The sequence below is a fragment of the Corallococcus sp. CA041A genome, assembly GCF_003612075.1.
GTDB classification, from domain to species: domain Bacteria; phylum Myxococcota; class Myxococcia; order Myxococcales; family Myxococcaceae; genus Corallococcus; species Corallococcus exiguus.
On sequence record NZ_RAWF01000005.1, the window covers coordinates 64,019 to 87,324 of the forward strand.

Consider the following 23,306-nt stretch of genomic DNA (forward strand, 5'->3'; position numbering starts at 1 on the left):
ACCTCATCATGGAGGAGGCCAGCGGGGCGGCAAGAGATCGATGACGCGGCGGCCGAAGCTCTCCGCGTCCGTTTCAATGGGCTGCCGGAAGTACCGGGGGTCTCCCGGCCCGTAGTAGTGGCCGCCGGAGCCAGGCAGGTTGCGCCACCACCGGCGTGAGAACGGATGCGACTGTCGGCCTATCGAGTACTGGTAGGCCTGATACGCCTGATAGTAGTGACGCGACTCATGGACGGCGGTGCCCACCGCGTCGCCCACGTCCAGGTTCTCGTTGATGACGATGACGCCACGCCGGCTCACGGGCGCGAGCCGGCCCTGGTGCGTGACGTTGAAGTCCCATTCCATCCATCCGTAGTCCCCAGCCGGCAGGTTCTGGAACTGGACTTGTGGACGGCGCGACCGGGGGATGCCCATTGCGTCCATGGCCGCGCCCACCGACTTCTTGAGGGCCTGCTGCCGGTCCCGGAGCGACAGCGTGCCGAACGTCGAGGGGTCCAGCTCCGGGATGTCCTCCAGCCCCGCTTGCAGGTCCCGCATCTGCGCCAGCTCGAAGCGCTTGAACCGGCGGCTGCTCCAGCTGCGAGAGACGGTGATGTCGAAGTCCCCCCAGCCCAGCACGTTGCCGGTGGGACCTATCGTGCGAATGCGCTTCGCGGTCTCGAACGGTTCGATGATCCGGGCGATCTCCCCCGGCTTCACGTTCGGGTCCAGGCTGTGGATGAGCCCCTTCAGCTGCTTTGGATCGATATTGTACTGGGCCAGCAGGCCTGGCTTGCGCTTCGTGCCCTTGAGCGCTGACTCCACCTTCTTCAGCACCTTCAGCGTGGCCCCGACGCGGCCCTTCTTCAGCTCGTCCCTGAAGGCAACCATCAGGGCATCGAGCTCCGCGCGGGGGGCCGAACCGTGGGGCATGACCTCCCGGACCAGCGACATCTTGCGCCACGCGTCCGCGATGCGTTCGACGCGGTCGACGAGCTCCCAGCCCGGCGGAGGCATGGGGGTGATGGGCCCCACGCGCAGCTCGATGGAGATCCGCCACTCGTCGATGGCCTTGGTCAGCGCCTCCAGGTGCGCCGGCCCCAGGCCTCTCGCCCGGGCCCAGGCCAGGTCCGACAGCTGCGCTTGCAGGTCGTCCAGGTTCTTGCGGAGGTTCTCTCCCACCGCAGTGAAGTCCTTGAGCCTGGGGGCGTGCTTGCCGCCCTTCACCTCGACCAGGTGGAGCTTCGCGCTCGTCGGATCCGCGGCGTGGTCGAACTCGACGATGATTTCATCGATGCCGCTGCCTTGCTCCGCGCCCCTGGGCTTGAAGTCCAGCCGCCGGAATCGCTCCGTCGGCCCCAGCCGTTCGCCGAGCAGCGCCTCCGTGAACGCCAGGGATTTCTGCTTCTCCACCACCTCGCCCGCCTCGGTGGTGATGAAGCCGCGCGGCTCCCAGCGGTTGCCGGAGCGCTTGGACAGGATGAGCTCGATGTATTCCGTCTCACCGCTGGCGCGCGTCACCTCCACCAGCTTGTAGTAGCGGAGCTCCTTGGGGCGGTACTTGACCTCCTGCCACGCGGGGCCGATCTGCGCCACCGTGTCCGACGGATCCAGCACCAGCGTGGTGCGCGCCCGCTGCGCGTCGGTGAACACCTGGCGCGGCGCGCTCTTGATGAACGGATCATCCAGCTCCGGCCCCCCCTTCGAGAACGGCCCCACCTCCGGGTGGTCGGCGTGGAGCACGGTGTTGGGCCACACGTCGTTGGGCCGGCCTGACTGCCGGATGACCGGCTCCGTGTCCGTCACGGTGAGCACCAGGGCCTTCTTCTTCCCACCTCCGCGCGTCGTGACCGCCGGCGGCTTCGTTTCCGGAACGACCACCTCCGGTGGCTTCGCCGGGGTGAATTCCATCTCCAGCTGCCTGGCCCCCTCCGCCTCCCGCGGAGGCACGGGCGGTTTCTTCTTGCTGAACAGCCGTGGAGGCTCATTCAGGTACTGCGGCTTCGAGCGCACGCCCTGGCCGAACTCCGCCATGTCCAGGGGCGTGAAGGCATCCACCTCCTTCATCCGCTGGCGCAGGTTCTCCAGCGTCTTCTTGCCCTGCCGGATGCGGCGGGTCGCCTCCTCCGGCTCCATGGACACGCCGCGCTTGCCCTCCAGCGACGTGAGCAGCGACTCCTGCGCGTCGATCTCCAGGAGCAGCTTCTTGCGATAGAGCTCGAACTGCTTCTCGATGGGCAGCTTGTCCCAGTGCCGCAGCGCCCGTTCGTCCAGGGCCTTGATCAGGTCGCGCGTCGCCTTGTCGTGGCGCTGGAGCAGGTGCAGGCCCTCCTCGCCCAGGTCGGACAGGTCCGCGCCCGCCTTGACGATGATGGTGGGCTTGCCGCGCCGGAACATCGTGACGGCCTGCGCGGACTTGCTGTCGGTGAGGGCTTCGAAGTCCGCCTCGGAGATCAGCTCGATGGGCGTGTTCGCGAACGCCTTTCGCTGCGCGGGCGGGATGTGCTCCAGCAGCTCCTTGCGCATGGCGCGCTGGAGCTGCTGCCGGTCGAAGTCGCCCGACATCTGCTTGAGCAGGCCCTCGTCGAACTCGCGCAGGAACTCCTTCATGTTCCCGGCGGGGTTCTCCGCCTTCCACTTCTTGAAGAGGGTCAGCCGCTCCTTGGGCGTGCCCCGGAAGTTGAGCAGGTCCTGGGTGCGCGGTGGCACGTGGGGCTTGGAGATGCCGCCCAGCGCGCCCAGCCCTCCGGCCATCACCGCGCCCGGCGCCGCCTGCAGGGCGGTGCCGGCCAGCACGTTGAAGAGCGCGTTGCCGCCCTTGTAGTTCGCGTCGTTGAGGACGTTGCCCAGGAACGCGGAGGGCACGGACTGCGCCAGGCCTTCCGCGCCCTGGGCCAGGCCGTGCGCCGTCATCCGCGCCAGCACGCCGCCTTCCTCCGCCATGCGCGCCAGGAACCCCAGCTTGAGCAGCTTCGTGCCCATGCCGGCGGTGGCCGCGGCGGTGAGGGCGTCCACCGCGCCCATGCCCGCGTCGGTGGCGGCCTCCTCCCAGCCGTAGGCGCTGCCCTTCATGGCGGCCTTGGTCACCATCGTCACCGCGGCCGTCGCCACCGCCGTGCCCACCAGCACCGGCGTGCTGGCCATGAACGCGCCGAACGCGGCCCAGAACCCCGCGCCCGCGGGCGGGAAGAAGATGCTGACGATGACGCCGATGATGACCACCACCGCCATCACCACCGCGGTGAGGACCATCACCAGCCGGTCGGTGATGAAGTCCACCTGCTCGCGGTGCATCTGCACCGACTCGTCGGCGTACTCGCCCTGGCGCTGCACGCGCTCGGACTTCTTCTCCCAGTCGTCCTGCCACTTGCGCAGCCCGTCGGCGGTGTAGTTCTTGTCCCCGGGCTTGGGGCGCATCCGCTCGTGCAGCTCCAGCGCGCTCACCTCGGCGTCGAGCGCGGACGCCTGGTCCAGCACCAGCTGGTACTCCGAGGACGCCAGGCTGTTGGTGGAGCTCGCCTCGAAGTGCACCCGGCGCCAGGCGCGGTCCGCCTTCTCACGGGGCGTGACGGGCTCGCCGTAGTCCACCATGTCGAGGATGTCGAAGGCCTCGCGTCCGCTCAGCTCCTCGTCGATGCGCGCGCGGAAGCGCTCGAAGGGCGTGCGCGTGTCACCAGGGTCGGCGGGGTGGTCCTTGGCCCACTCCTCGGCCATGGCTTGAATCTCCGCCTTCGTCTTCCCGGCGAAGACCTCCTTGAGCGCGTCCTCGTCCGTGCCCACCCCCTGCACGGCGTACTGAACGATTTCCGCGTCGGTGAGGTAGCCCTTCGTCAGCATCGCCGCGACGGCGTCCCGGTCCGCGCCGGACGTGTCCATCAGGACGGCCTGCTCGAAGGTCGCCTGGAGGTGCGTGCCCTCCACGTAGGCGCTGTCGTACTCGGCCGCCAGCGCCTTCATGTTCGCCATGGCGTCGGCCTGGGCCTGGGCCTTCGCCTTGCCGTCCACCTCCTTGCGTTCCTTCGCGATGCGGGCCTGGACCTTCTCGGGGCTCCACTTGTCCAGGAACTCCAATTCACTGATGCGGCCCTTGCGGCGGTCCTCCTCGGTGAGCGGGCCTTCGCTGGCGGGCTTGACCTTCGCCTCGTCCAGGCCGCGCTCGATGTCCATCCGCTCCTGGATGTCCAGGTAGCCGTCGCGGCGCGCGTCGGCGACCTGTCGCTTGCCCTGCGCGGACATGGCGTCGCGGATGACCTTGTCGTCCGCGTAGAAGACGCTGGTGTGCTCGATGCGGATGCGCGCGGCATCCACCTGGAGTCCCTTGTCGTCGCGCAGGCCCTCGATGAGCTTGAGGTCCTCGCCCTTCATCTCGTCGTGGAACGCGGCGCTGAGCGCGCTCTCGCCCGCGGTGCGCTGGGTCCAATCCGTGCCGTATTGCTGCTCATACGACGCGTCGATGGCCTGGTTGCGCTTGAGCAGCTCCGCGCGGAACGTCTGGGTGTCCCAGCCGTACTGCTGGGCGTCGGCCTCCGTCTCCTTGCGGATGCGGTCGTAGACGCCCTCCATGGCCTTGCGGTCGGTGCCCAGGCCGAAGAACCACCCGCCGCGCATGGCGCGGTCCATCTCGATGGCGCGCGCGTCCTCGGTGCGGCCCTCCACCAGGGCGTGCATCTCGTCCGCGTCGTGCGTCGTGCGCGCGCCGCTGCGCAGCTCGTCGTCCATCTGGGCGACGAGGTCCTTGCCGTACTTCAGCTGGTAGGCCTTCTTGATGGCTTCGATCTGCTCCGGCGTCTTGCCGCGAAGCAGGTTGAAGATGGCGTCCTCGTCCGTGCCCCAGCCGGTCCCGAGGAAGGTGCCCTCCATGGCGTCGTTCAGCTCGACGGCGGCGGCCTTGGAGGCGTTGCCGGAGAGCAGCGCCTCCGCCTTGTCCCAGTCGTGCGTGGTGGTGCTGAAGAAGTCGTCCAGCTCGCTCTTGAGCCGCTCGCGCAGGTTCTCGTTGTGCTCCTGCTGGTAGAGGAGCTCGATGTAGTGGCCCTGGAGCGGGTTGAGGTTGGCGAGCGCGTCGAAGATCTTCTTCTCGTCCGTGCCCCACTGGTCCACGCCCTCCCAGACCTTGAGGGAGATGTTGCGAGCGCGGTTGCTGAAGAGGGGCTCCTGCTGGTCGACGACGACCTTGAGCCGCTCCAGGTCGGTGGACGCGAGCAGCTCCTTCTCCAGGGCCTCCATGAGCGGCTTGCGGCGCTGGCCGATGATGCGCACGGCCAGTCCCTCCGCGAGCGCCTGCACCGCGTCCTTGCCACCCTTGCCGTAGTAGGAGAGCAGGATGGCCTTCTGCTCCTCGCTGAGGGCGTTGTTCCCCTTGATGGTCTCCTCGTCCAGCTCCTCGCCCTGGCGCAGGCGCACCTCCGCGAGGAACAGCATGTTCTGATCCAGCGACGTCTTGTTCTCCGCCGCGCGAGCGGTCTCCCAAGCGCGGCTCTCGTCGTGGGCGGCCGCCAGCCAGTCGATGATCCACCCGAGCAGCCGGTCCCAGAAGCCGCGCTCGTAGCCGATCTGCTTCGCGTGCCAGTCGCGGATGACCTCCCGGGCCTCCTTGCCCGCGTCGCGCAGCTCCTGCTGATAGCGCTCCACGCTCTGGTCGATGTCGCGCTTCGCCTTCGAGACGACGGCGCCATTCTCCTTGCGGCGGTCGTCCAGCCACTTCTTGGTGGGGCGGTACGCCTCCGTGGCGGCCTTGAGCTTCACCGGATCATCGCCGGCGTCCTTCTTGAGCTCCCACTCGTCCTGGAGCGCGGCGAGCTCGTAGGCGTGCATCTGGTCGCTCGCGGCCTTCACGAAGGCTTCCTTGAAGCGCTTGCCGTTCTGGTCGTACCGGACGACCCAGTTGCTCACCTTGGTGTCCACGGCTGCGATGAGTGCATCGCGCTTGCGCCGGGCCTCGGTCAGGTCGACGCCGCCCTTGATGGCGGCGGCCTTGGCCTCGGACTGCGCATCGAGCGACGCGCGCATGCGCGACAGGGAATCAGCGAACGACTTGCCGCCCTCCTCCAGGCTCTTCTTCGCGTCCTCGTGCGCCTTGCTGAGCGTGCCGGTGGTTGCGACGTGCGAGTCCACCAGTTGCTTGCGGCGGGCTTCCACCTTCGCGTCCAGGTCCTCCTTCTTGATCTGAGCGGCGTCCGCGACGCGCTGGAGCTCCGCGGCGAAGATGGGGCGTTCGGCGGCGATGAGAGCGATGCCCCAGGACGCATCCAGGCCGCCCGGGACATAGGCCTCGCGGGCCTTCTGGACGGAGGCGTCCGCGTACTTGTCCGGAGCGGCGAGCAGCCGAGCCAGCACGTCGCCAATGTCCACGCGAGCGAAGTCGGGGACGTTGATGGGCGCGGGGGCGGCCTGTTCGAGGACGGTGATGCCCTTCGCGGGTTCCTTGGGCTGGACCTTCGCCTTCTTCTGCTTGTCGGCCTCGGCGGTGATCTTCTTCTGGAGGCGCGTCCAGTCCTTGAGCTGCTCCGGGTCGGTGGGCTTGGGGCCGCCGGGCTTGTAGACGAGGTCGCCGAGCGGGCCCTTGATGAGCATGTGCCCGCCGTCGTCGCGCACGAGCTGCGCGCCAATCTCCGGCACGTGGCCCAGCGGGCTCTTCCGCAGGTCGGGGAGTTTGGCGTCCTTGACGTCCAGCTTCCGGTCGCACTTCGCATCCACCAGCGAAGAGGCCTTGCCGGTGGGATCATCCGGGATGGCTGGAAGGTCCTTCGGCTGCTTCGCCGGGGTGATGGCCTTCTTGCCTTCGTCCTCCAGTTGCTTGAGGCGCGCGGCGCGGACCGCGTTGGGGTCCACGGCGGCCTGGGTGATCTTGAACGTGTAGCGGGGCGCCGGAGGAAGCTGTGGCTCTGGCACCTGCGCCGTGCTGCTGGCGATGCGGCCCTTCCATGCGGCGACCGGATCCGCGTCCGCGCTCACCGCTGGCGCCGCGGGGATGGGCCCCGCCGTGACAGGTGCTGCCCGAGCAGGAGGCGGCGCGGGAAGGCTGGCGGGGGGCTCCACCGCCGCGACGGCACCCGTCGGATCCGGAGCGGTTTCGAGACCGTGCTTGATGCCTTGGACGCCCTGCGCATGGGCCGCGGCCAGCTCCTTCTGCCACTCCATCGCGGCCGGAGGCACGGGCACCCTGGGGCCTGTGTCGACCGCGGCATCCGTCTGGATGGGAGGAGGCTCCTGGGGCCCTGCGCCAGGGGAGGCCTGACGCACGACGATGTGGACATCGCTCTGGCTCGACAGCGCGGACACCAGCGTGTCGATGCGCGCGGCGTCGTCCATGCCGCCGGGAGCGGCCCCCGTGGGGATGGATGCCGGCGCGGGAGCTTGCTCAGGCGTTGCCACGTCGCCGCCCGCGCTGGGCGCTTCGACGGTGGTTGCTGCAATGGCATCAGGCGCTGGAGAAGTGCTGCCCCCGAGTCCCGCTGCTTCCGACTCCTCAGTGACCGTGGAGGGTTCGAGGTCTGAATCACGGGCCTCGGCGAGCCGCGCGGCGGTGTCTCCGAGTTGCTCAGCGGAGCCCAGAGGCAGGACGGCCATGCGCGCCGCATCACGCCGTCGAGCATCCTCCTCCTGCTGCGCGAGGGTCGCGGGCTGGGACGCGCCAGCCGCCTGCGCGAGCCCGGTGTTCGGCTGTGGCGCGAGCCCATGGATGCCCAGCTCCGCCTCGACGGCGCCGGGAGTGGAGAGCAGCGCGACCTCCGGCGGGTGGACCGGGCAAGGCTCGAAAAGATGCGAGCGCGGACCGCCCAGCATCCGCCACGCTGGGTCGCTCCACCGGCGCTCCATGTCGCGAGCGGCATCACGGAGCACAGGCCCGTGGAGAGCAGGGGCCGCGCCCTTCAGCGACGCGAGCCGCGCCGCCAGCTCACGCGCGGGATTGGACGAGGAAGGGCCCCGGGGAACGACACCCGGAGCACGAGGAAGGGCCGCGGAGGACGAGGGAGTGCGCCCGGAGCTCTTCCGGAGCATGGCCTTGGCGGAGGCCTTCGGGCCCTGGTCACGGATGCGCACGGTCCCCCCCGCACCATCAGCGCGAGGGACGCTAGGTCATCTCCACATCGAGGACCAGCGAGGCCCGGATGGGATGTCCATGACTGCTCCAGAAGCGATGGAGCAGGTCGAAGTCATAACTCTCCTGGACGCGAGGTGTGAGCTTGCGGCCATCCAGCTCGTGCGGGAGTCCACGGGAGAGCAACCCATGCAGCACGCCGAGCAGCTCATGTTCCTCCTCCGCGCGATGGGACCACGCGGAGACGATGAGCCCCAGCCGCAGCGCACCGTTCTGGGTGACAGCCAGCCGGTAGAGCGCAAGCGACACGGCGGGCCGCTTCCCCGCGAGCGCCTCCCGGGTGGGAGAGCCGTGGAGGATGTGGACCTCCTTGAGGAAGTGTTGTCTGAGCTGCGAGTCCAGTGCCTCCTGGAACACTTCCGCCACGCGACGAAGGCGTGTGCCCGCGTCCGAAGGAGCCTCCGCCTCCGGACGCCGCGAGAGCCGGCCCAGTTCGTACAGCTCCAGCGCGACCGCGCGCTCCAGGTGCTCCTGAGACAGCGGGGCACCCGCCTGTTCGGCGAGGAAGATGGCCTTGAGCGCGGCGTTGCGGATGTCACCGCCCGCCAGCCGGTGCCGCTGCGCCAGGCCCGTCAGGTCGAGAGCCCCCGCGCGAGGCACGCCCTCCGGAAGCATCAGCTCCCAGATGCGGCGTCGCTCGTCGACCTCGGGGAAGGGGAACTCGATGCGCGCGTGGAAGCGGCGCAAGAAGGCTTCATCGATGGCCGTCTGAAGATTGGTGGCGAGGATGATCAGCCCGTCGTGACGTTCGATGCGCTGGAGGAGGAAGCCGACCTCCAGGTTGGCGAAGCGGTCATTGGCGTTGCTGACCTCCGTGCGCGCGGAGAACAGCGAGTCCGCCTCGTCGAAGAACAGCACGGCGCCGGAGCGCTCGCCGTGGGACAGCACTTCGTCGATGTTCTTCTCCGTCTCACCCACGTACTTGCTGACGAGCCGGGACAGGTCGATGACATACAGCGGCCGGCCCACCGCATGGGCAATGACCTCCGCCGCCAGGGTCTTTCCCGTGCCGGAGCGTCCGGAGAAAAGCGCCACCGGGCCCGTGTGCATCCGGAAGCGACGTGACAGGCCACGCTCTTCGGCGACGCGATCGCGCTGCGCCACGTAGAACAACAGGCGCTCCAACGCCGCGCGAGTGGTGTCACGCACCACGAGGTCCTCGAACGTTCGCGATGTCTCCAGCCGGTAGCCATGGCGCAAGGGCACCTGGACCAGCCGCGAGGCCGCGGCACGAAGCGCATCCACGTCACCGCCGGGAGCCGAGTCGAACACGCGGCGGATTTCCTGAACCCCGCCCCGAAAGCCAGACGCCAGCCGTCCCGCATCCGCCTCCGTCAATGACAGTCCCCGAACCCGTGCCTCCTCCAGCCACAGGGTCCGCCGCTGGACGAAGCCTGGAGCGGGAGCCTCATGGTGCGGCACGGCGAAGGGTTGCGCGGAGTCCGCGAGTACCAGGGCCCGCCCGCCAAACCGTTGGCACAATCCAGACAGCGTCTCCGTGACGGAGAGTGCCAGCCCCCGCTCCCCACCGGACATGTCCACGGCCAGCATCGCGCCGCGCACGGACGCCAGACGCCAAAGGGCCCGGGCCATGGAAACCGGCTCCGGAGCCCCGGCCCACCGAGCGACGACCAGCGGCACACCGGCTTCGTCAGCGAGGCGCATCGCCACGCCCAGCCGCTCCCCCTCGCCATGCACGACAGCGAACGTCCCGAGTGACGAAGAAGGCGGCACCTCCGGTCCATGCCATTCCAGCGAGAGCTCGCCCAGCACGGAGGGACGGGGCAGTTCCAGCAGGGCCTCGCGGACCTCCGGAGCCAGGTCCACGGGCCGGAGCATGGGAGGAAAAGCGCCAGCGCCCGTCTGCAACAATCCACCGCCCACCAGGAGTCCGCTGTCGGTCAGGGACGCCAGCAAGCGCCGCGCGCGAGCAGGCGTGCGTCCCAGGACGGTGAGCAGCAATCGCTCCACGTTCCATCCCTGCGCGGTCTCGTCCTGGAGCACGGCGAACAGGCGCGAATACCGGGGCTCCAGCCACGTCGCGAGCAGGAGCAACAGCGCCTCCTCCTCCACGGTGTCGACGCGAAGTGAAGCCCGCAGCCGCGCGAAGGGAAGGGGAGGCGAAGTCCCCAGGAGCGGCGTCTCCGCGAGCGCCGAGCTGAAGGCGAGCTCGGCGGTGGAAGGGCGCACGGTGGTGCGCACGGCATCCCAGCCATTCTCCTGTTCCCCCCGGAGCTTCGAAGCGCGGGCCTCCTCCAGGTCACACACCTGGACGAGCAGCGCATCCAGACGCCTCAGCGTCTCCCCCCACAACGGATCCATGGGCGCCTCCAGCCGGCCAGCATACGGAGGGCGGGTGGATCCGGCCATGGACGGGCCCGGAGGGCAGGTTCCACTGCGTTGGTATTCCGCCAATGGATTGGAGGAAGTGCTGACCGGGTGGCGGGGCGGGTGGTAGAGACCGGCACATGACTCAGAGTGGTACTGAAGGGGTGTCGGCCCTGGACTTCCGGGACGCGATGTCCCGGTGGGCGAGCGGGGTGGCGGTGGTCTCCGTCCGTGACGCGGACGGGATCGCGGCGACGACGGTCAGCTCCTTCAGCTCCCTCTCCCTGACGCCTCCGCTGATTGCCCTGGCGCTGCAGCAGTCCTCCCGCACGCTCAAGCGCGTGGAGGCCGCCCGCCGCTTCAGTGTGAGCGTGCTGTCCACCATCCAACGCGACGTGTCGGTCCGCTGCGCGAAGGGGGAGGCCGAAGGCCGGATGTTCGACGAAGGTGCCTTCGTGCAGGACAGCCTGGTGGGTCTGGCGTGCGCTCTGTTGGATGTGCACCGTTACGGCGATCACCTGTTGCTGGTGGGCCGTGTGGAGCGCATCCAGCGGGGAGTGGACGAAGAACCGTTGCTCTACTGGAACCGGGGGTATCGCGCGCTGACGGCGCACCCGGAGCCAGGGCCCGCCCCGAAGTAGCGAACGAGTAGCTGAAACCTCACTGAACCCGGAAAGGACGCACCCGATGCCCTTCACGCTGCCCGAGCTCCCGTACAAGAAGGACGCGCTGGCCCCTCACATGAGCCAGGAGACGCTGGAGTTCCACCACGACAAGCACCACGCCGCGTACGTCAACAAGCTCAACGAGCTGACCGCGGGCAAGCCCGAGGCCAGCAAGTCGCTGGAGGACGTCATCCTCAGCAGCGACGGCCCCGTGTTCAACAACGCGGCCCAGGTGTGGAACCACACCTTCTTCTGGAACTGCATGAAGCCGGCCGGCGGCGGCAAGCCGACGGGTGACATCGCGGCCGCCATCGACCGCGACTTCGGCTCCTACGACGAGTTCAAGAAGCAGTTCACCGAAGCCGCCATCACGCAGTTCGGCTCCGGCTGGGCCTGGCTGGTGAAGGACGGCAACAAGCTGTCCATCATGAAGACGTCCAACGCGGACCTGCCGCTGAAGCACGGCAAGAAGGCGCTGCTCACCATCGACGTCTGGGAGCACGCCTACTACATCGACTTCCGCAACCTGCGCCCCAAGTTCATCGAGACCTTCCTCAACAGCCTCGTGAACTGGGACTTCGTGAACGAGAACCTGAAGAACGCCTGATGTGAAGTGAAGTGACGGGAACCGCGCGGCCCGGCTCGGCACGGTCCGGAGCGGCGCGGTTCTCGGATGCGTTCAGCGCGGCTCGCACCAGTCAATGCGGCACTTGTCGAACTGGACGTAGCAGGCCTCTTCCTGCGCCGGAGTCGTCGCGTTGCGCATGCACCGGGCGCGCATGTCGATACAGTACGGACAGGGACCTGCCGCCTCGGCCTGGGTGTTGGTGAATCCCGCCGCGAATCCCAGACATGCCGCCATCGCCGCCAGCGCCATCTTGAGCTTCATCACGACCTCCGGTTGGGTTTGGACCGCAATGGAAGTCTAGCACCGTTATTGCGGGGAAGACCGGGCTCCCACCAATCCCTCCACCAGATACAGCCGGGAAAGCGCCTCGTTGTAGCTGTATGTGTAGAACTTTCCGTCCTCGGAGATCGCCATCGTCATCACGGAGATGAAGCCTGGCATGACGCCCCCCGCTGGAAGGGTCAGGTGCGGTGTGCTCGCGCCGGTCTTCACGTCGACCCTGGAGACGCGCACCGGGAGCGAGACGCTTCGCAGATAGAGCGCCGTTCCGCTCGCGTCCCAGCCCGCCACCCATTGATTCGTGAACCGGCCGGGGACGGTGCCTTGCGCCTCACCCGTCTGGGAGAACAGGCGGAGGCTTCCCTCCGCGTCCACGGTCGCGAGGCGGAGGCCATCGGGTGAGATGACCGTGTGGAAGCCCGTGCCTTCCTCCGTGATGGGCCTGGGGGCTCCGGAGCCGGGTTCGAAGACCCAGAGCCGGGCAGGACGTCCCTCTTCGTGCGCGCGAAGGAGCAACCGCTTCCCATCCGGGAACCAGCGCGCCGTGAGCACCGTGGTGACAGGAGCGAGCGACAGCGACCGAGGCTCGCCCGCGCCCGTGGGCAGCAGCAGGAACTCCATCTGTTCGCCGTAGCGCACCAGCAGCACCTGCTTGCCGTCCGGAGACAGCGCCATGGGGATGCCGTCGCCCAGGCGGATCGGTGGTGCGCCATCGGAGGTGCGCAGATAGGCGCCGTAGGTGGGGCCCTCCACCTCCGCGCCCTCGGTGAAGAGGAAGGTCCGGCCATCGCGGGACATGTCCGTCATGAACGACGAGTCCGACCACGTCAGGTCCCGCTCCGTGCCCGCGTGCCCGAACGCCAGCCCCGTGCGGATCATCGGGTGATCCACCAGGACGGAGCCGTCCTGGGAGATGTCATGCAGCACCATCCGCCCGGCGATCCGATCCACCGGCCGCGTCGTGCCGCGCAGGTCGACCGCGAACAGCTCGGAGTCCGCGCCTGTACGCGAGGCGGTGAACCACACCTCGCTTCCATCGGGAGACCACGCCAGGCCCCGGATGCTCGCCCAGTCCGACGAAAGCTCGCGGGGCGGACCGTCCTTCTCCAGCACCCAGACCCCGCCCCGGTCGTCCTTGGGATGTGCATGGAACAGAAAGGCGATCCGCGCTCCGTCGGGGGAGACGCGTGCGTGGCTGATCCATCCCTGGGATTCGAAGCGCACCGTGCCGGGGGGCTGCTCCAGCCGGAAGTTCTCGCCCACGCGGCGCACCACCGCGAGCGGTCCATCCGCACGTCCCCAGTCCGCCTCCAGCACGCCATCGAGCACGGCCCGGGGCGCGCCGCCCGCGAGCGGCATCAAGCCGAGCGTCCCGCTGCCATGCTCGGCGTCGAAGAACCGGGGCTCGAGCAGCACCGCCAGCTCCCCCTTCGAGGACGCGGCGAGCACATCCGCGTGCTGCCCCAGCGGTTGTGACAGCGGACGCTCCGTGCGCGCGCTGTAGAGCTCCGCGGGTCCTCCCTCCCACGCCGCGCCATAGAGCAACGTGTGTCCGTCCGCGGAGAACCGGGCGTTGAGCACGTGGCCCCGGCGGAACGTGACGGGGCGGTACGTCGGGCGTGAGGACTGCGCCGTTGGCACCGCCGCAGTCGCCGGCCTGTGTCCGAACGCCAGGAAGCCACCCACGACAGACAGCAGCACGGCCGCCGCGGCCACCCACAGGGCAGGGCGTGGGAACACTCCGCGCCGCAAGGCCAGGGGCGCACCACGAGCCGCGATGGACTCCAGGGCGAAGGCCAGGTCCTGCGCGGACTGGAACCGTTCGCCTGGATCCTTCGCCAGACAGCGAGCAATCACCGTCCCCAGCTCTCCCGGCAGCACGGGAGGCGCATCGCGGAGCGCGGCGCTCATCCGCTCCACCGGGCTGTCACCGCCAAAGGGAGCACGGCCGCTCACGGCCTCGCAGAGCACCGCGCCGAGCGAGAACACATCCGCGCGAGCATCCACGCCCTGGCCGCGGATCTGCTCCGGAGCCATGTACCCGGCGGTGCCCACCACCGCGCCGCTCTGGGTGAGCGAGGCGTCCTCGATGCGCTCGGTGAGCCGGGCCAGCCCGAAGTCGAGGACCCGCGCGCTGCCGTTCGAGCACAGGAAGATGTTCGCGGGCTTGAGGTCGCGGTGGATGACGCCACGCGCGTGCGCGGCCGCGAGCCCCTGTGACAACTGGATGCCCAGCCGCAGCGCCTGCTCTGGTGGAAGCGGCCCACGCATCAGCCGCGCCCGCAGGGTGCCCCCCTCCAGCCACTCGGTGACGAGGTACGGCACGTCCTCGTGGGTCCCCACGTCGAACAGCGTGAGCAGGTGGGGATGGGACAGCGCGCCCGCCGCGCGGGCCTCCTGTCGGAAACGGGCCAGGCGCTCCGCGTCCTGCGCGAACCGGAGCGGGAGCACCTTCAAGGCCACGTCCCGTCCCAGCCGCCCATCGCGAGCCCGGTACACGTCCCCCATCGCGCCACTGCCCGCATGGGCGACGATGACGTACGGCCCCACCCGCTCCCCAGGAGCGAACGAGCGGGGCGGAGCCGCCTCCACGAACCGGCCCTCCGCGTGCCACGTCGCCGCGACGGCCGCGAGCAGCGACCCGCAGGAATCGCAGCGGGACAGGTGCGTCTCCGCGAGGGCGCGCTGCTCATGCGGCAGGCGGTCCTCCACGAAGGCGAGAATCGTTTCCTCGGAGGGACATCCCGACATGGTGGGACGCGACTCTAGGATTGTTCGCGCTCAGGGCAGAAGAGGGGGGACGGCGACCCGGTACGCGCGGAAGGGCAGGGCCGGGGTCCCCGGCGTGCCGAAGAAGAACCCCATCTGCGACTCCAGCACCCACGCGCCGTCCTTCGTGATCGCGGCGGCGGTCGGCTCCACGAAGCCGTTGGCGAGCACCTCCTTCGCGCCAGCGCCTTCACCCAGCGTCACCAGCGAAGCCCGCCCCACCGTGTTCTCCACGACGAACAGCCGGCCCGAATCCACCCACTCGACCCCGTCCGGCGTCTCCAGCGCCGGCGTCACCGGGATGTTCACGGGCGCCGCCGCGCTGCCATCCGGCTGGATATCGATGGAGAACAGCGCGCCCGTGTCGCTCTTCACGACGTAGAGCCGGTTCGCCCCGTCGTAGGCGATGCCGTTGAGCGTGATGAGGCCCGGCTCGGAGGGCTCGTACGCGGCATCCGAGGACCACGTGTCGAGCGCCGTCCCACCCACGGCCAGCCGGAAGACCGCGTTCCCGAACGAGTCCGTCACGTACACGTTGCCCGCGGCATCGACGGCGACGTCGTTGCAGAAGCTGACCTGGCTGGGCATGGCATGGCTGGCCTTCAGGGCACCCGTGGAGAGCGCATACCCGTTCAGGTACGAGGCCTGCGCGGGCAGCAGCAGGTCGTCGTAGGTGCAGGCCCAGAGCGTGTCGTGGGCCTCATCCACCTCGAGCCCGTAGACGCCGAATGAGGCCCGGCCCGGGACGAAGACCTCGGCCCCCAGCGAGCCCGGCTTGGCGCGCGCGATGGCGCCGGTGCCCAGGCTGCCCGCGTAGAGCGTGCCGTCCTTCGAGGCCGCGATGCCCTCTGGAAAGAAGGCCTCGCCGGGCCACTGCACCTCGGTGGGGATGGAGGGGGCATCGTCGGGGAACGGCTCGCAGGCGGAGACGGTGGCGGCGAGGGTGACGACGGACAGCCAGGAAGAGACGCGCATGGGGCTTTCCTCGGTGAGGCCCGGAAGGGGCCTTTCGACGCCCTGACACCGGCCGGGAAATCCCTTGCAGCGAAAGTTCAGCCCCCCGGACCGAGCAGCCGCGTCAGGCTGAGGTCCACCTGGCTCACGACCAGCGCCGCGATGCTGTCCACCGAGGACGCGCCCACCCCCAGGCGTTCGCACAGCCGCCGCGTCGTGGCCTCCGCCACCTGCTCCCGCGCGCGGCTGAGCCACCGCGACACCGTGGACATGTGGACGCGGTAGAGCGCCGCGATGGCGTCCAGCGACAGCGACTCCACGTGGTACAGGCGCATCAGCGTGCGGTCCCGGTCGGACAGCTCACCCAGCGCCGTGCGCACGGCCTCCGTGAAGGCCTCGCGGTACCGCGAGCGCAGGTGTTCGAGCTCTGGCCCCAGCTGCTCGCCGAACGCGGACTCAACGGAGTCCTGCGCGGCGGTGTCGGCCCGGGCTTCGGAGCGCTTGAGGTTGAGCGCGATGCGCAGCGCCGCCACCCGCACCCATCCGCCCAGCGCGCCGCCGCCGGTGAACTCCGAAATCTTCGGCTCACAGCCAGCGGCAGCCGTGAACAGCTTCTCCCGGAGCACCTGTCGCACCTCCGCGACGAAAGCGGGCGAGCGGTCCACGCCGGACACGAACGCGCCGACATCGCGCAGGTAGCCGTCCTCGAAGAACTGGAGCGCGGCGCGGTCGTGCCGCAGGCACCCGAAGGCCAGGTACAACTCCGAGAAGGCAGGCGAGGCCCCTTCGAGCGCCTCCAGCAGCCCCGTTGGAGACGTCAATCGCTCAGCGACGAACACCACGAAGGCGAGCGCCTCCAGCTCCAGTCCGGGCCAGCGCGACCGGGCGCGCTCGAGCGACGCGCGGAGCAGTTCCTCCAAGTGCGTGGGCTCCGGAAGTGAAGCGGGCGCGCGGCCAGGCGCCGCGAGAAAAGCGGAGGCCAGGGGGGTGGGAGCAGGGGACACATCCGGGACGCTAGCACCCCTACCGGGCGGAGGAATGTCGGGGGGCGGCTCGGCGGACCGCGTGACGCGCGCTTCGGTAATGCAAGGACATACGCTCGGCGCTGTCGGACTACTTCAACCACCTCTGCGCGGAGGCCATCCGCGCGCAGGTGGAGCGGCGGCTCGCGCAGGACCCCACGGCCACGGTGACCGTGCTGGAGGTGGGCGCGGGCACGGGCGGCACGAGTGAGTTCGTGCTGAAGCGGCTGGACGGGCTGGGCGGCCGGGTGAAGTACCTCTACACGGACATCTCCCAGGCGTTCGTCCGGCACGGCGCCGAGCGGTACGGCGCGCGCCACCCGTTCGCCGACTTCCGCACCTTCGACGTGGAGACGCCGGTGGACCGGCAGGACCTGGGGCCGGGCAGCGTGGACATCGCCTTTGGCGCCAACGTCCTGCACGCCACCCGCGACATCCGCCGCACCGTCGCCAACCTCAAGCGCCTGCTGCGGCCGGGGGGCCTGCTCGTGGTGAGCGACGCCACGGCGGTGCAGGGCTATGTCACCATGACCTTCGGCCTGATGAAGGGCTGGTGGCGCTTCGACGATGCCCGCGTCCGCATGGAGGGCTCGCCCCTGCTCGACGCGGGCCAGTGGCTGCGGGTGCTGAAGGCCGGCGGCTTCCAGACGGCGCTGGCGCTGGGCTCGCCCATCGCGGCGCCCCAGGTGTCGCGCCAGTGCCTGGTGATGGCGGTGAGTGACGGGCTCACGTGGACGGAGGCGGAGGCCCGCGAGTCCCAGGCCGCGCCCCTCGCACCGCGAGCATCCGCGCCGTCCACGCCCCGGTCCGCCGCCGGAGCAGGGGAGCTCCGGGGCCGCGTGCTCGTCGTCGCTGACCGCGCTGCACCTGGCGGTGGAGAGCCTGAAGCGGGGCGAGTGCCGCCTGGCCATCGCGGGCGGCGTCAACCTCATCCTCCACCCGCTGCACTACCAGCGGCTGTGCAGCGTGAACATGCTGGCCCGGGATGACCGCAACAAGGCGTTCGGCGCGGGCGCGGACGGCTTCGTGGACGGGGAGGGCGTGGGCGCGGTGCTGCTCAAGCCCCTGCGAGAGGCGCTGCGCGACGGCGACCCCATCCACGCCGTCATCAAGGCCACGGCCATCAACACCGGCGGCAGGACGAGCGGCTTCACCGTGCCCAACCTGAACGCGCAGGCGGAGGTGGTGGCCACCGCGCTCCAGCGCTCCGGCGTCCCGGCGGACAGCATCTCCTACGTGGAGGCGCACGGCACCGGCACCGCGCTCGGCGACCCCATCGAGGTCGCCGCGCTCACCAAGGCCTTCCGGACCCGGACGCCCGCGGTGGGCTTCTGTGCCCTGGGGTCGGTGAAGTCGAACATCGGTCACCTGGAGTCCGCGGCGGGCATCGCCGGCCTCACCAAGGTCGTCCTCCAGCTCAAGGAGCGCATGCTGGTGCCCACGCTGCACGCGGACACGGCCAACCCGAAGATCGCCTTCGAGGGTTCGCCCTTCCACGTCCAGCAGCGGCTCGCCCCCTGGGAGCTGCCCGCCAGCGCCGGAGCACACGCGAAGCGGCGCGCGGGACTCAGCTCGTTCGGGGCGGGCGGCGCCAACGCGCACGTCATCCTGGAGGAGCACACCGTCGCGCCCCAGGCCACGCACCGCCAGGCCCTGGCCGCCCCCGGTGTCTTCGTCCTCTCCGCGAAGCGCCCGGAGTCCCTGCGAGCCAGCGCGGAGCGGATGCGGACCTTCCTGCGCCAGCACCGCGACCGGCTGTCGCTCGAGGACGTGCTCTACACCCTGCAGGTGGGCCGCAAGGCGTGGAGCGCCCGGCTGGCGCTCGTCGTCACGTCGCTCGACGACGTGGTGGAGAAGCTGGACGCGTTCCTGTCCGGCCGCGCGCCGGTGGACGGGCTGTGGGAGGGCACCGCGACCGGGGAGGGCCGCGATACCGGCCACGCCCACGACCCGCGCGAGCTCGCCCGCCAGTGGGTCGGCGGCGCGACGGTCGACTGGGCCTCGCTGCACCGCGGCGGCCCGCGGCGCATCCACCTGCCCACGTACGCCTTCGACCGGAAGCGCTGCTGGTTCACGCAGGCCGCGCCGGAGCCCGTCGTTCAGCCCGCCGCCAAGGCAGCCGTCGAGCCTGTCGCCGAGCCTGTCCGGGCCGCACCCGAGCCGGATGAACCGGGGGCGCGCATCCTCCATGTCGCCGCGGAGGTGATGAAGCGTCAGGCGTCTGACTTCGACCCGCGCCAGTCCCTCCAGGACCAGGGGGTGGACCACTTCGACATGATGACCATCATCCTGCGCCTCAAGTCGGCCTTCGGCGCCGCCTTCGAACCGATGACGGTGGTGTCCGGCGGCAGCATCGCGGAGATCGCGGACGCCATCCGGGCGCGGACGCAGCCCCAGGCGGACGCCCCTCCCGCGCCTCCGCCCGCCCCGGAGTCGGACGTCCAGACGCGCGTGGCGCCCAAGGTGCGCGCGGCCGCCGCCCGCATCCTCAAGGTGTCCGAGTCGGAGATCGACATGCACGCGGACATCAGCGAGTACGGCCTGGACTCCATCAACGTCATGTTCATGGTGGCCAAGCTGCGCGAGGACTTCGGGGTCATGCTGGAACCGGGAGACGTGGTCGCGCACCGCACGCTCTCCGAGCTCGCCCACTACGTGGCCGGCCTCCAGCTCCCCGTCCCGCCGGCCTCCGCCCGGAATGGCATCCAGGAACGAGAGTCCACTTGAATTCAGTGGATTCCAGAAAAGACTGTCAGTGCTCGGGGCGTTCTAGTATTCGTCTGGCGAAGCGCCGTGGGGCAGGCGCATTGCTTGGGGAGAAGTCATGACGAAGGCATTGTCGACCTCTTCGAACAGCCGTCCGCAGCAACTCCTGACACGCATCCTGGAGGAGCCGGAGCTGGTCAGCATCGTGCAGGGGTTGGAAGCCCCCGTGCTTTCCAAGCTCATCGACCACATCGGCCTGGAGGACTCCGGGGAGATCGTCGCCCTGGCGACGACCGAACAGCTCAAGAAGATCTTCGACGAGGACCTCTGGCGCAGCGCGAAGCCTGGCAAGGACCAGACGTTCGACGCGGAGCGCTTCAGCCTCTGGCTCCAGGTGATGATGGAGGCCGGGGTGGAGTTCGCCGCGCAAAAGCTGGCGGAGCTGGACGAGGACCTGGTCACCCTGGCCGTCTGCAAGCACGTGCTGGTCATCAACATCGACGCGATGGCCGAGCGGATGTCTGGCAACAGCCGCTCGGACGACGATGACCTGACGGACAAGGCCCTGGAGAGCTGTCTGTATGAGGAGTTCGCCGAATACCAGATCATCGCCAAGGATCATCTGAGCTGGGATTCGCTCATCGCGGTCCTGGTGGAGCTGGACAAGAACCACCATGACTTCCTGATGCGGATGCTGGATCGCTGCTGCTACATCTCCACGGAGTACATCGACGACAACGGCGGTCTGTTCAACGTCCTCAACAGCGAGGAGATGCTGGAGTCGGACGTGGCGGCGGACCGCGAGGACCGGCGCGAGGCGGAGGGCTACGTGGCGCCCTCGTCGGCGGCCAGCTTCCTCAACCTGGCGCGCGTCACGCCCACGGAGGAACTCGTGGCCTCCCGCGCCCCGGACCCCATCACCCAGTCCTACTTCAAGTCGCTGGATCGCGCGGCGAAGGAGGCGGCGAAGAAGGGACCCACGCAGGCCCTGCCGCAGGGCGCGCCGTCGCAGAAGGTGGTGAAGTTCCTCCAGGAGCTGCGCGAGGCGGAGGTGCTGGAGGCGCCGGCCCAGCACCCGCTGCTCGCCGCCGGGGAGCCACAGGCCGCGCACGCGGAGCCGTTGTTCAAGCGGGCCGTCCTCGCGGTCCGCGACCGCGAGCCGAAGGCGTACATGGACCGGCTGCGGGAGCTGAGCTACCTGGCCAACGTCCTCATCTCCGGGTGCGCCTATGCGGGCCGCGCGTTCCGTCCGCTGGAGGCCGCGGACGCGGCGGTGGCGGTCTGCAACCTGGGCATGGAGCGGCTGTTGCGGGAGGCCGCGGGCAACCGGCCCGGGGACCCCACCGTCGACGACGCCGCGGACCTGCTGGAGCGCCAGGAACTGGTGAAGCTCTTCCAGGTGGGCTGGAGCCTCCTGCACCGCGACGTGCAGATGTTCACGGCGCGCACGCTCCAGGAGACGCTGACCCGGCTGGCCGAGGGCCAGCGCGACGCGCAGAAGTCCAAGGAGCTGACGCGGATGGCCGCCACGCTGAAGGCGGACGTCAACGCGGGCAAGCCCTGTCAGTCCCGCGGCCGGTTGGACGGGCTGGGCCACGTGCTGGACCGCCAGGTCATCCTCGCGGTGAAGGCGCTGCTCAGTGATTATCCCTTCCTGCCGCGCGCCATCTCGGGCGGCTCCAAGGAGACGGACAAGCGCGACACGCGGTTCATCTTCACGCAGCAGCAGATCCACGCGGTGCAGGCGTTCGTCCAGGGCATCGGTGCGCCCGCGAAGAAGGCGTCCACCTCCGCGCCTCCGGCCTCGCCCGGGGACCGCTCAACGGGCAAGGACGGGCGGGGGTGATTGATTCACGCTGGCTCGTCCGTCCCGTGCCTCGGCCCGGGGCACGGGTGAGGCTCTTCTTCCTGCCCTTCGCGGGGGGAGGAGCCTCGGTGTTCCGGACCTGGCATCGGGACCTGCCCGAGTCGGTGGAGGGGTGCGCGCTCGAGTTGCCGGGGCGTGGCGCGCGCATCCGCGAGCTGCCGAGCCTGCGGTTGGAGCCGCTCGTCCAGGGACTGGCGGACACGCTGGAGCCGCTGCTCGACCGGCCCTTCGCGCTGTTCGGTCACAGCATGGGCGGGCTCATCTCCTTCGAACTCGTGCGCGAGCTGCGCCGCCGGCACGCGCCCCTGCCGTGCCACCTGTTCATCTCCGCGTTCGCCGCGCCCCAGCACTCGCGGTGGTCGCCCCAGGTGCACCTGATGTCCAACGAGGAGTTCCTCCAGTTCCTCGTGCGCCTGGAGGGAACGCCCCCGGAGGTGCTCGCGAGCCCCGGGCTGATGGACATGCTGATGCCCATCATCCGCGCGGACTGGGCGGTCATCGAGTCGTACACCTACCGGCGCGAGGCGCCGCTCCCGGTGCCCCTCACCGTCCTGGGCGGCGAGGACGACAAGGCGGTGGCGCGCGTGGCCCTGGAGGAGTGGGCCGAGCAGACCCGGGAGCCCTTCACGCTGGAGATGTTCCCCGGAGGCCACTTCTTCCCGCGGACGAGCGCCGAGCCGCTGCTCCAGCTCTTCCGGAGGGTGCTCCGGCCCTGGACGGGGAGCTGAGGGCCCATGGCCTCCCGCATCCAACGCGTCGCCGTGCTGGGCACGGGGGCCCCGGCTCTGGGGCTCGCCGCGCACCTGGCCAACGTGGGCGTCCCCGTGCTCCTGCTCGACGTGGAGCGCCCCGGCGCCGCGGCAGAGGGCCTGGCGCGGGCCCTGGACGCCACGCCGTCCCCGTTCTTCCACCGCTCCCTGGCGAGGCTCGTGACGCCAGGTGCGCTCCCGGGTGACGCGGAGGCGCTGCGCGGCTGCGGGCTCGTGGTGGACGCCACGCAGGGGACGCGGGCCAGGACGTCGGAGCTGCTCGCGCGGCTGGAGCCCCTGCTCGCACCGCAGGCGCTGGTGGCCGTGGACACGTCCCGGCTGCCGCTGCGCGAGCTGGTGGCGGGGCGCGCTCCTGACTTCCTCCGCCGCTTCCTGGGGATGCACTTCCTGCCGCCCGTGAGGAGGGCGCGCCTGGTAGAGCTGGTGCCGGGCCCCGGGACGGAGGCGGTCCGGGTGGAACAGGCGAGGGCCTTCGCGCGGGACGTGCTGGGCCTGAGCGTCGTGGTGGCCCGGGAGTCGCCGCACCTCGTCGCCGAGCGCGCCGCGGCCCACGCGTTCGTCACCTGTCTCCAGCGGATGGAGGCGCACGGGCTGGCGCTGGGGGACGTGGAGGGGCTGACGGCCTTGTTGTTCTCGCGCGAGCGGGGCTGCTTCCAGGCCCTGGAGGACTGGGGGGCCAGCGCCTTCGTGGACGTCGTGGAGCGCTGCCACGCGGAGCTGCCAGAGGAGCGCGCTGGCTTCCAGCTTCCACCCGGATGGCGCGCGGGACCTCCCTCGCCGGCGGCACGCCGGGAGTCGGACCCAACGCTGACGCGGACGTTGCGGCCGTTGCTGGCGGAGGACGACGCGAGCGCGCGGCTGCGCAAGCTCATCGCGGACGAGGGCCGGGCCGGCCGCTTCGCCTGGGAGGTGGTGTCGCGAATCCTGTCCCACGCGGCCCGCTGCGTGGGCGCGGTGGCGCGCTCACCCCGGGACGTGGACGTGGCGCTGACGCGGGGCTTCCAGTGGGAGCTCGGCCCGTTCGCGATGTGGGCCGCGCTCGGGGTGACGCAGACCGCGGACCGGATGCGGCGGGACGGCCTGCCGGTGCCAGCAGGCGTCGAGCGGAGGCTGCTGGAGGACCCGTCGCTGGAGAGCGGGGCAGGGGACCCCCGGGCCGCGCCGCGAGCGCCAGTCCCGCGGGGCGGGCGGGTCCCGGTCCTCTCCAGTCCAGGCGCGGAGGCGTGGGACCTGGGGGACGG

13 protein-coding genes are annotated in these 23,306 nt (G+C 70.1%); 7 read left to right on the forward strand and 6 right to left on the reverse strand.

Translation table 11 applies throughout. The features are described from left to right. Window positions 1–6: 6 nt before the first annotated feature. Together D7V77_RS01665 and D7V77_RS01675 are read right to left on the reverse strand one after the other, a co-directional pair. Window positions 7–8,019 (reverse strand): hypothetical protein, encoded by an 8,013-nt coding sequence (locus tag D7V77_RS01665; RefSeq protein ID WP_158624265.1) that lies wholly within the window; start codon window positions 8,017–8,019, stop codon window positions 7–9. A 31-nt stretch (window positions 8,020–8,050) separates the two neighbouring features. Further along, window positions 8,051–10,399, reverse strand: a complete 2,349-nt coding sequence (locus D7V77_RS01675; RefSeq protein WP_158624267.1) for an AAA family ATPase — start codon at window positions 10,397–10,399, stop codon at window positions 8,051–8,053. A gap of 146 nt (window positions 10,400–10,545) precedes the next feature. On the opposite strand from D7V77_RS01675, the gene D7V77_RS01680 reads away from it, so the two are divergent. Both D7V77_RS01680 and D7V77_RS01685 read left to right on the forward strand, forming a co-directional pair. Beyond that, window positions 10,546–11,046, forward strand: coding sequence for a flavin reductase family protein (locus D7V77_RS01680; protein ID WP_120574519.1), 501 nt, complete (start codon window positions 10,546–10,548; stop codon window positions 11,044–11,046). Between the two features lie 46 nt (window positions 11,047–11,092). Next, window positions 11,093–11,677, forward strand: a complete 585-nt coding sequence (locus D7V77_RS01685; RefSeq protein WP_120574520.1) for a superoxide dismutase — start codon at window positions 11,093–11,095, stop codon at window positions 11,675–11,677. A gap of 72 nt (window positions 11,678–11,749) precedes the next feature. Here D7V77_RS01685 and D7V77_RS01690 read toward each other — a convergent pair whose 3' ends face one another. The 4 genes from D7V77_RS01690 to D7V77_RS01705 all read right to left on the reverse strand — a co-directional run bounded on the left by D7V77_RS01690 (window position 11,750) and on the right by D7V77_RS01705 (window position 16,620). Beyond that, on the reverse strand, window positions 11,750–11,959 hold the full coding sequence (locus D7V77_RS01690; RefSeq protein WP_120574521.1) for a hypothetical protein: 210 nt from the start codon (window positions 11,957–11,959) through the stop codon (window positions 11,750–11,752). A 45-nt stretch (window positions 11,960–12,004) separates the two neighbouring features. Beyond that, window positions 12,005–14,728, reverse strand: a complete 2,724-nt coding sequence (locus D7V77_RS01695; protein ID WP_120574522.1) for a serine/threonine-protein kinase — start codon at window positions 14,726–14,728, stop codon at window positions 12,005–12,007. 30 nt (window positions 14,729–14,758) lie between these two features. Next, on the reverse strand, window positions 14,759–15,721 hold the full coding sequence (locus D7V77_RS01700; protein WP_120574523.1) for an SMP-30/gluconolactonase/LRE family protein: 963 nt from the start codon (window positions 15,719–15,721) through the stop codon (window positions 14,759–14,761). A gap of 77 nt (window positions 15,722–15,798) precedes the next feature. After that, window positions 15,799–16,620: a sigma-70 family RNA polymerase sigma factor gene (locus tag D7V77_RS01705; protein ID WP_158624269.1), complete on the reverse strand. Its 822-nt coding sequence runs from the start codon at window positions 16,618–16,620 to the stop codon at window positions 15,799–15,801. 221 nt (window positions 16,621–16,841) lie between these two features. Between D7V77_RS01705 and D7V77_RS01710 the strand changes: the two genes are divergently transcribed. The 5 genes from D7V77_RS01710 to D7V77_RS01730 form a co-directional block, all read left to right on the forward strand. Further along, complete coding sequence (locus D7V77_RS01710; protein ID WP_255424541.1) at window positions 16,842–17,711, forward strand: class I SAM-dependent methyltransferase; 870 nt, start codon at window positions 16,842–16,844, stop codon at window positions 17,709–17,711. Continuing rightward, window positions 17,596–19,449, forward strand: a complete 1,854-nt coding sequence (locus D7V77_RS01715) for a phosphopantetheine-binding protein (protein WP_199733717.1) — start codon at window positions 17,596–17,598, stop codon at window positions 19,447–19,449. Before D7V77_RS01710 ends, D7V77_RS01715 begins: the two co-directional genes overlap by 116 nt. A 97-nt stretch (window positions 19,450–19,546) precedes the next feature. After that, a complete protein-coding gene (locus D7V77_RS01720) occupies window positions 19,547–21,274 on the forward strand; it encodes a DUF6178 family protein (protein WP_120574527.1) in 1,728 nt (575 codons plus the stop codon). After that, the gene (locus tag D7V77_RS01725; RefSeq protein ID WP_120574528.1) at window positions 21,271–22,023 is read left to right on the forward strand and encodes a thioesterase II family protein; all 753 of its coding nucleotides are present in this window, start codon (window positions 21,271–21,273) and stop codon (window positions 22,021–22,023) included. Before D7V77_RS01720 ends, D7V77_RS01725 begins: the two co-directional genes overlap by 4 nt. A gap of 6 nt (window positions 22,024–22,029) precedes the next feature. Next, a partial coding sequence (locus tag D7V77_RS01730; RefSeq protein ID WP_233596586.1) for a 3-hydroxyacyl-CoA dehydrogenase NAD-binding domain-containing protein occupies window positions 22,030–23,306 on the forward strand: 1,277 nt, incomplete at its 3' end.

What these genes read in the sequence shown, in the direction of transcription:
- D7V77_RS01695 (WP_120574522.1), bottom strand. Translation starts at nt 14,728, where the DNA reads ATGTCGGGATGTCCCTCCGAGGAAACGATTCTCGCCTTCGTGGAGGAC.
- D7V77_RS01680 (WP_120574519.1), top strand. Translation starts at nt 10,546, where the DNA reads ATGACTCAGAGTGGTACTGAAGGGGTGTCGGCCCTGGACTTCCGGGAC.
- D7V77_RS01720 (WP_120574527.1), top strand. Translation starts at nt 19,547, where the DNA reads ATGACGAAGGCATTGTCGACCTCTTCGAACAGCCGTCCGCAGCAACTC.
- D7V77_RS01675 (WP_158624267.1), bottom strand. Translation starts at nt 10,399, where the DNA reads ATGGATCCGTTGTGGGGGGAGACGCTGAGGCGTCTGGATGCGCTGCTC.
- D7V77_RS01685 (WP_120574520.1), top strand. Translation starts at nt 11,093, where the DNA reads ATGCCCTTCACGCTGCCCGAGCTCCCGTACAAGAAGGACGCGCTGGCC.
- D7V77_RS01690 (WP_120574521.1), bottom strand. Translation starts at nt 11,959, where the DNA reads ATGAAGCTCAAGATGGCGCTGGCGGCGATGGCGGCATGTCTGGGATTC.
- D7V77_RS01700 (WP_120574523.1), bottom strand. Translation starts at nt 15,721, where the DNA reads ATGCGCGTCTCTTCCTGGCTGTCCGTCGTCACCCTCGCCGCCACCGTC.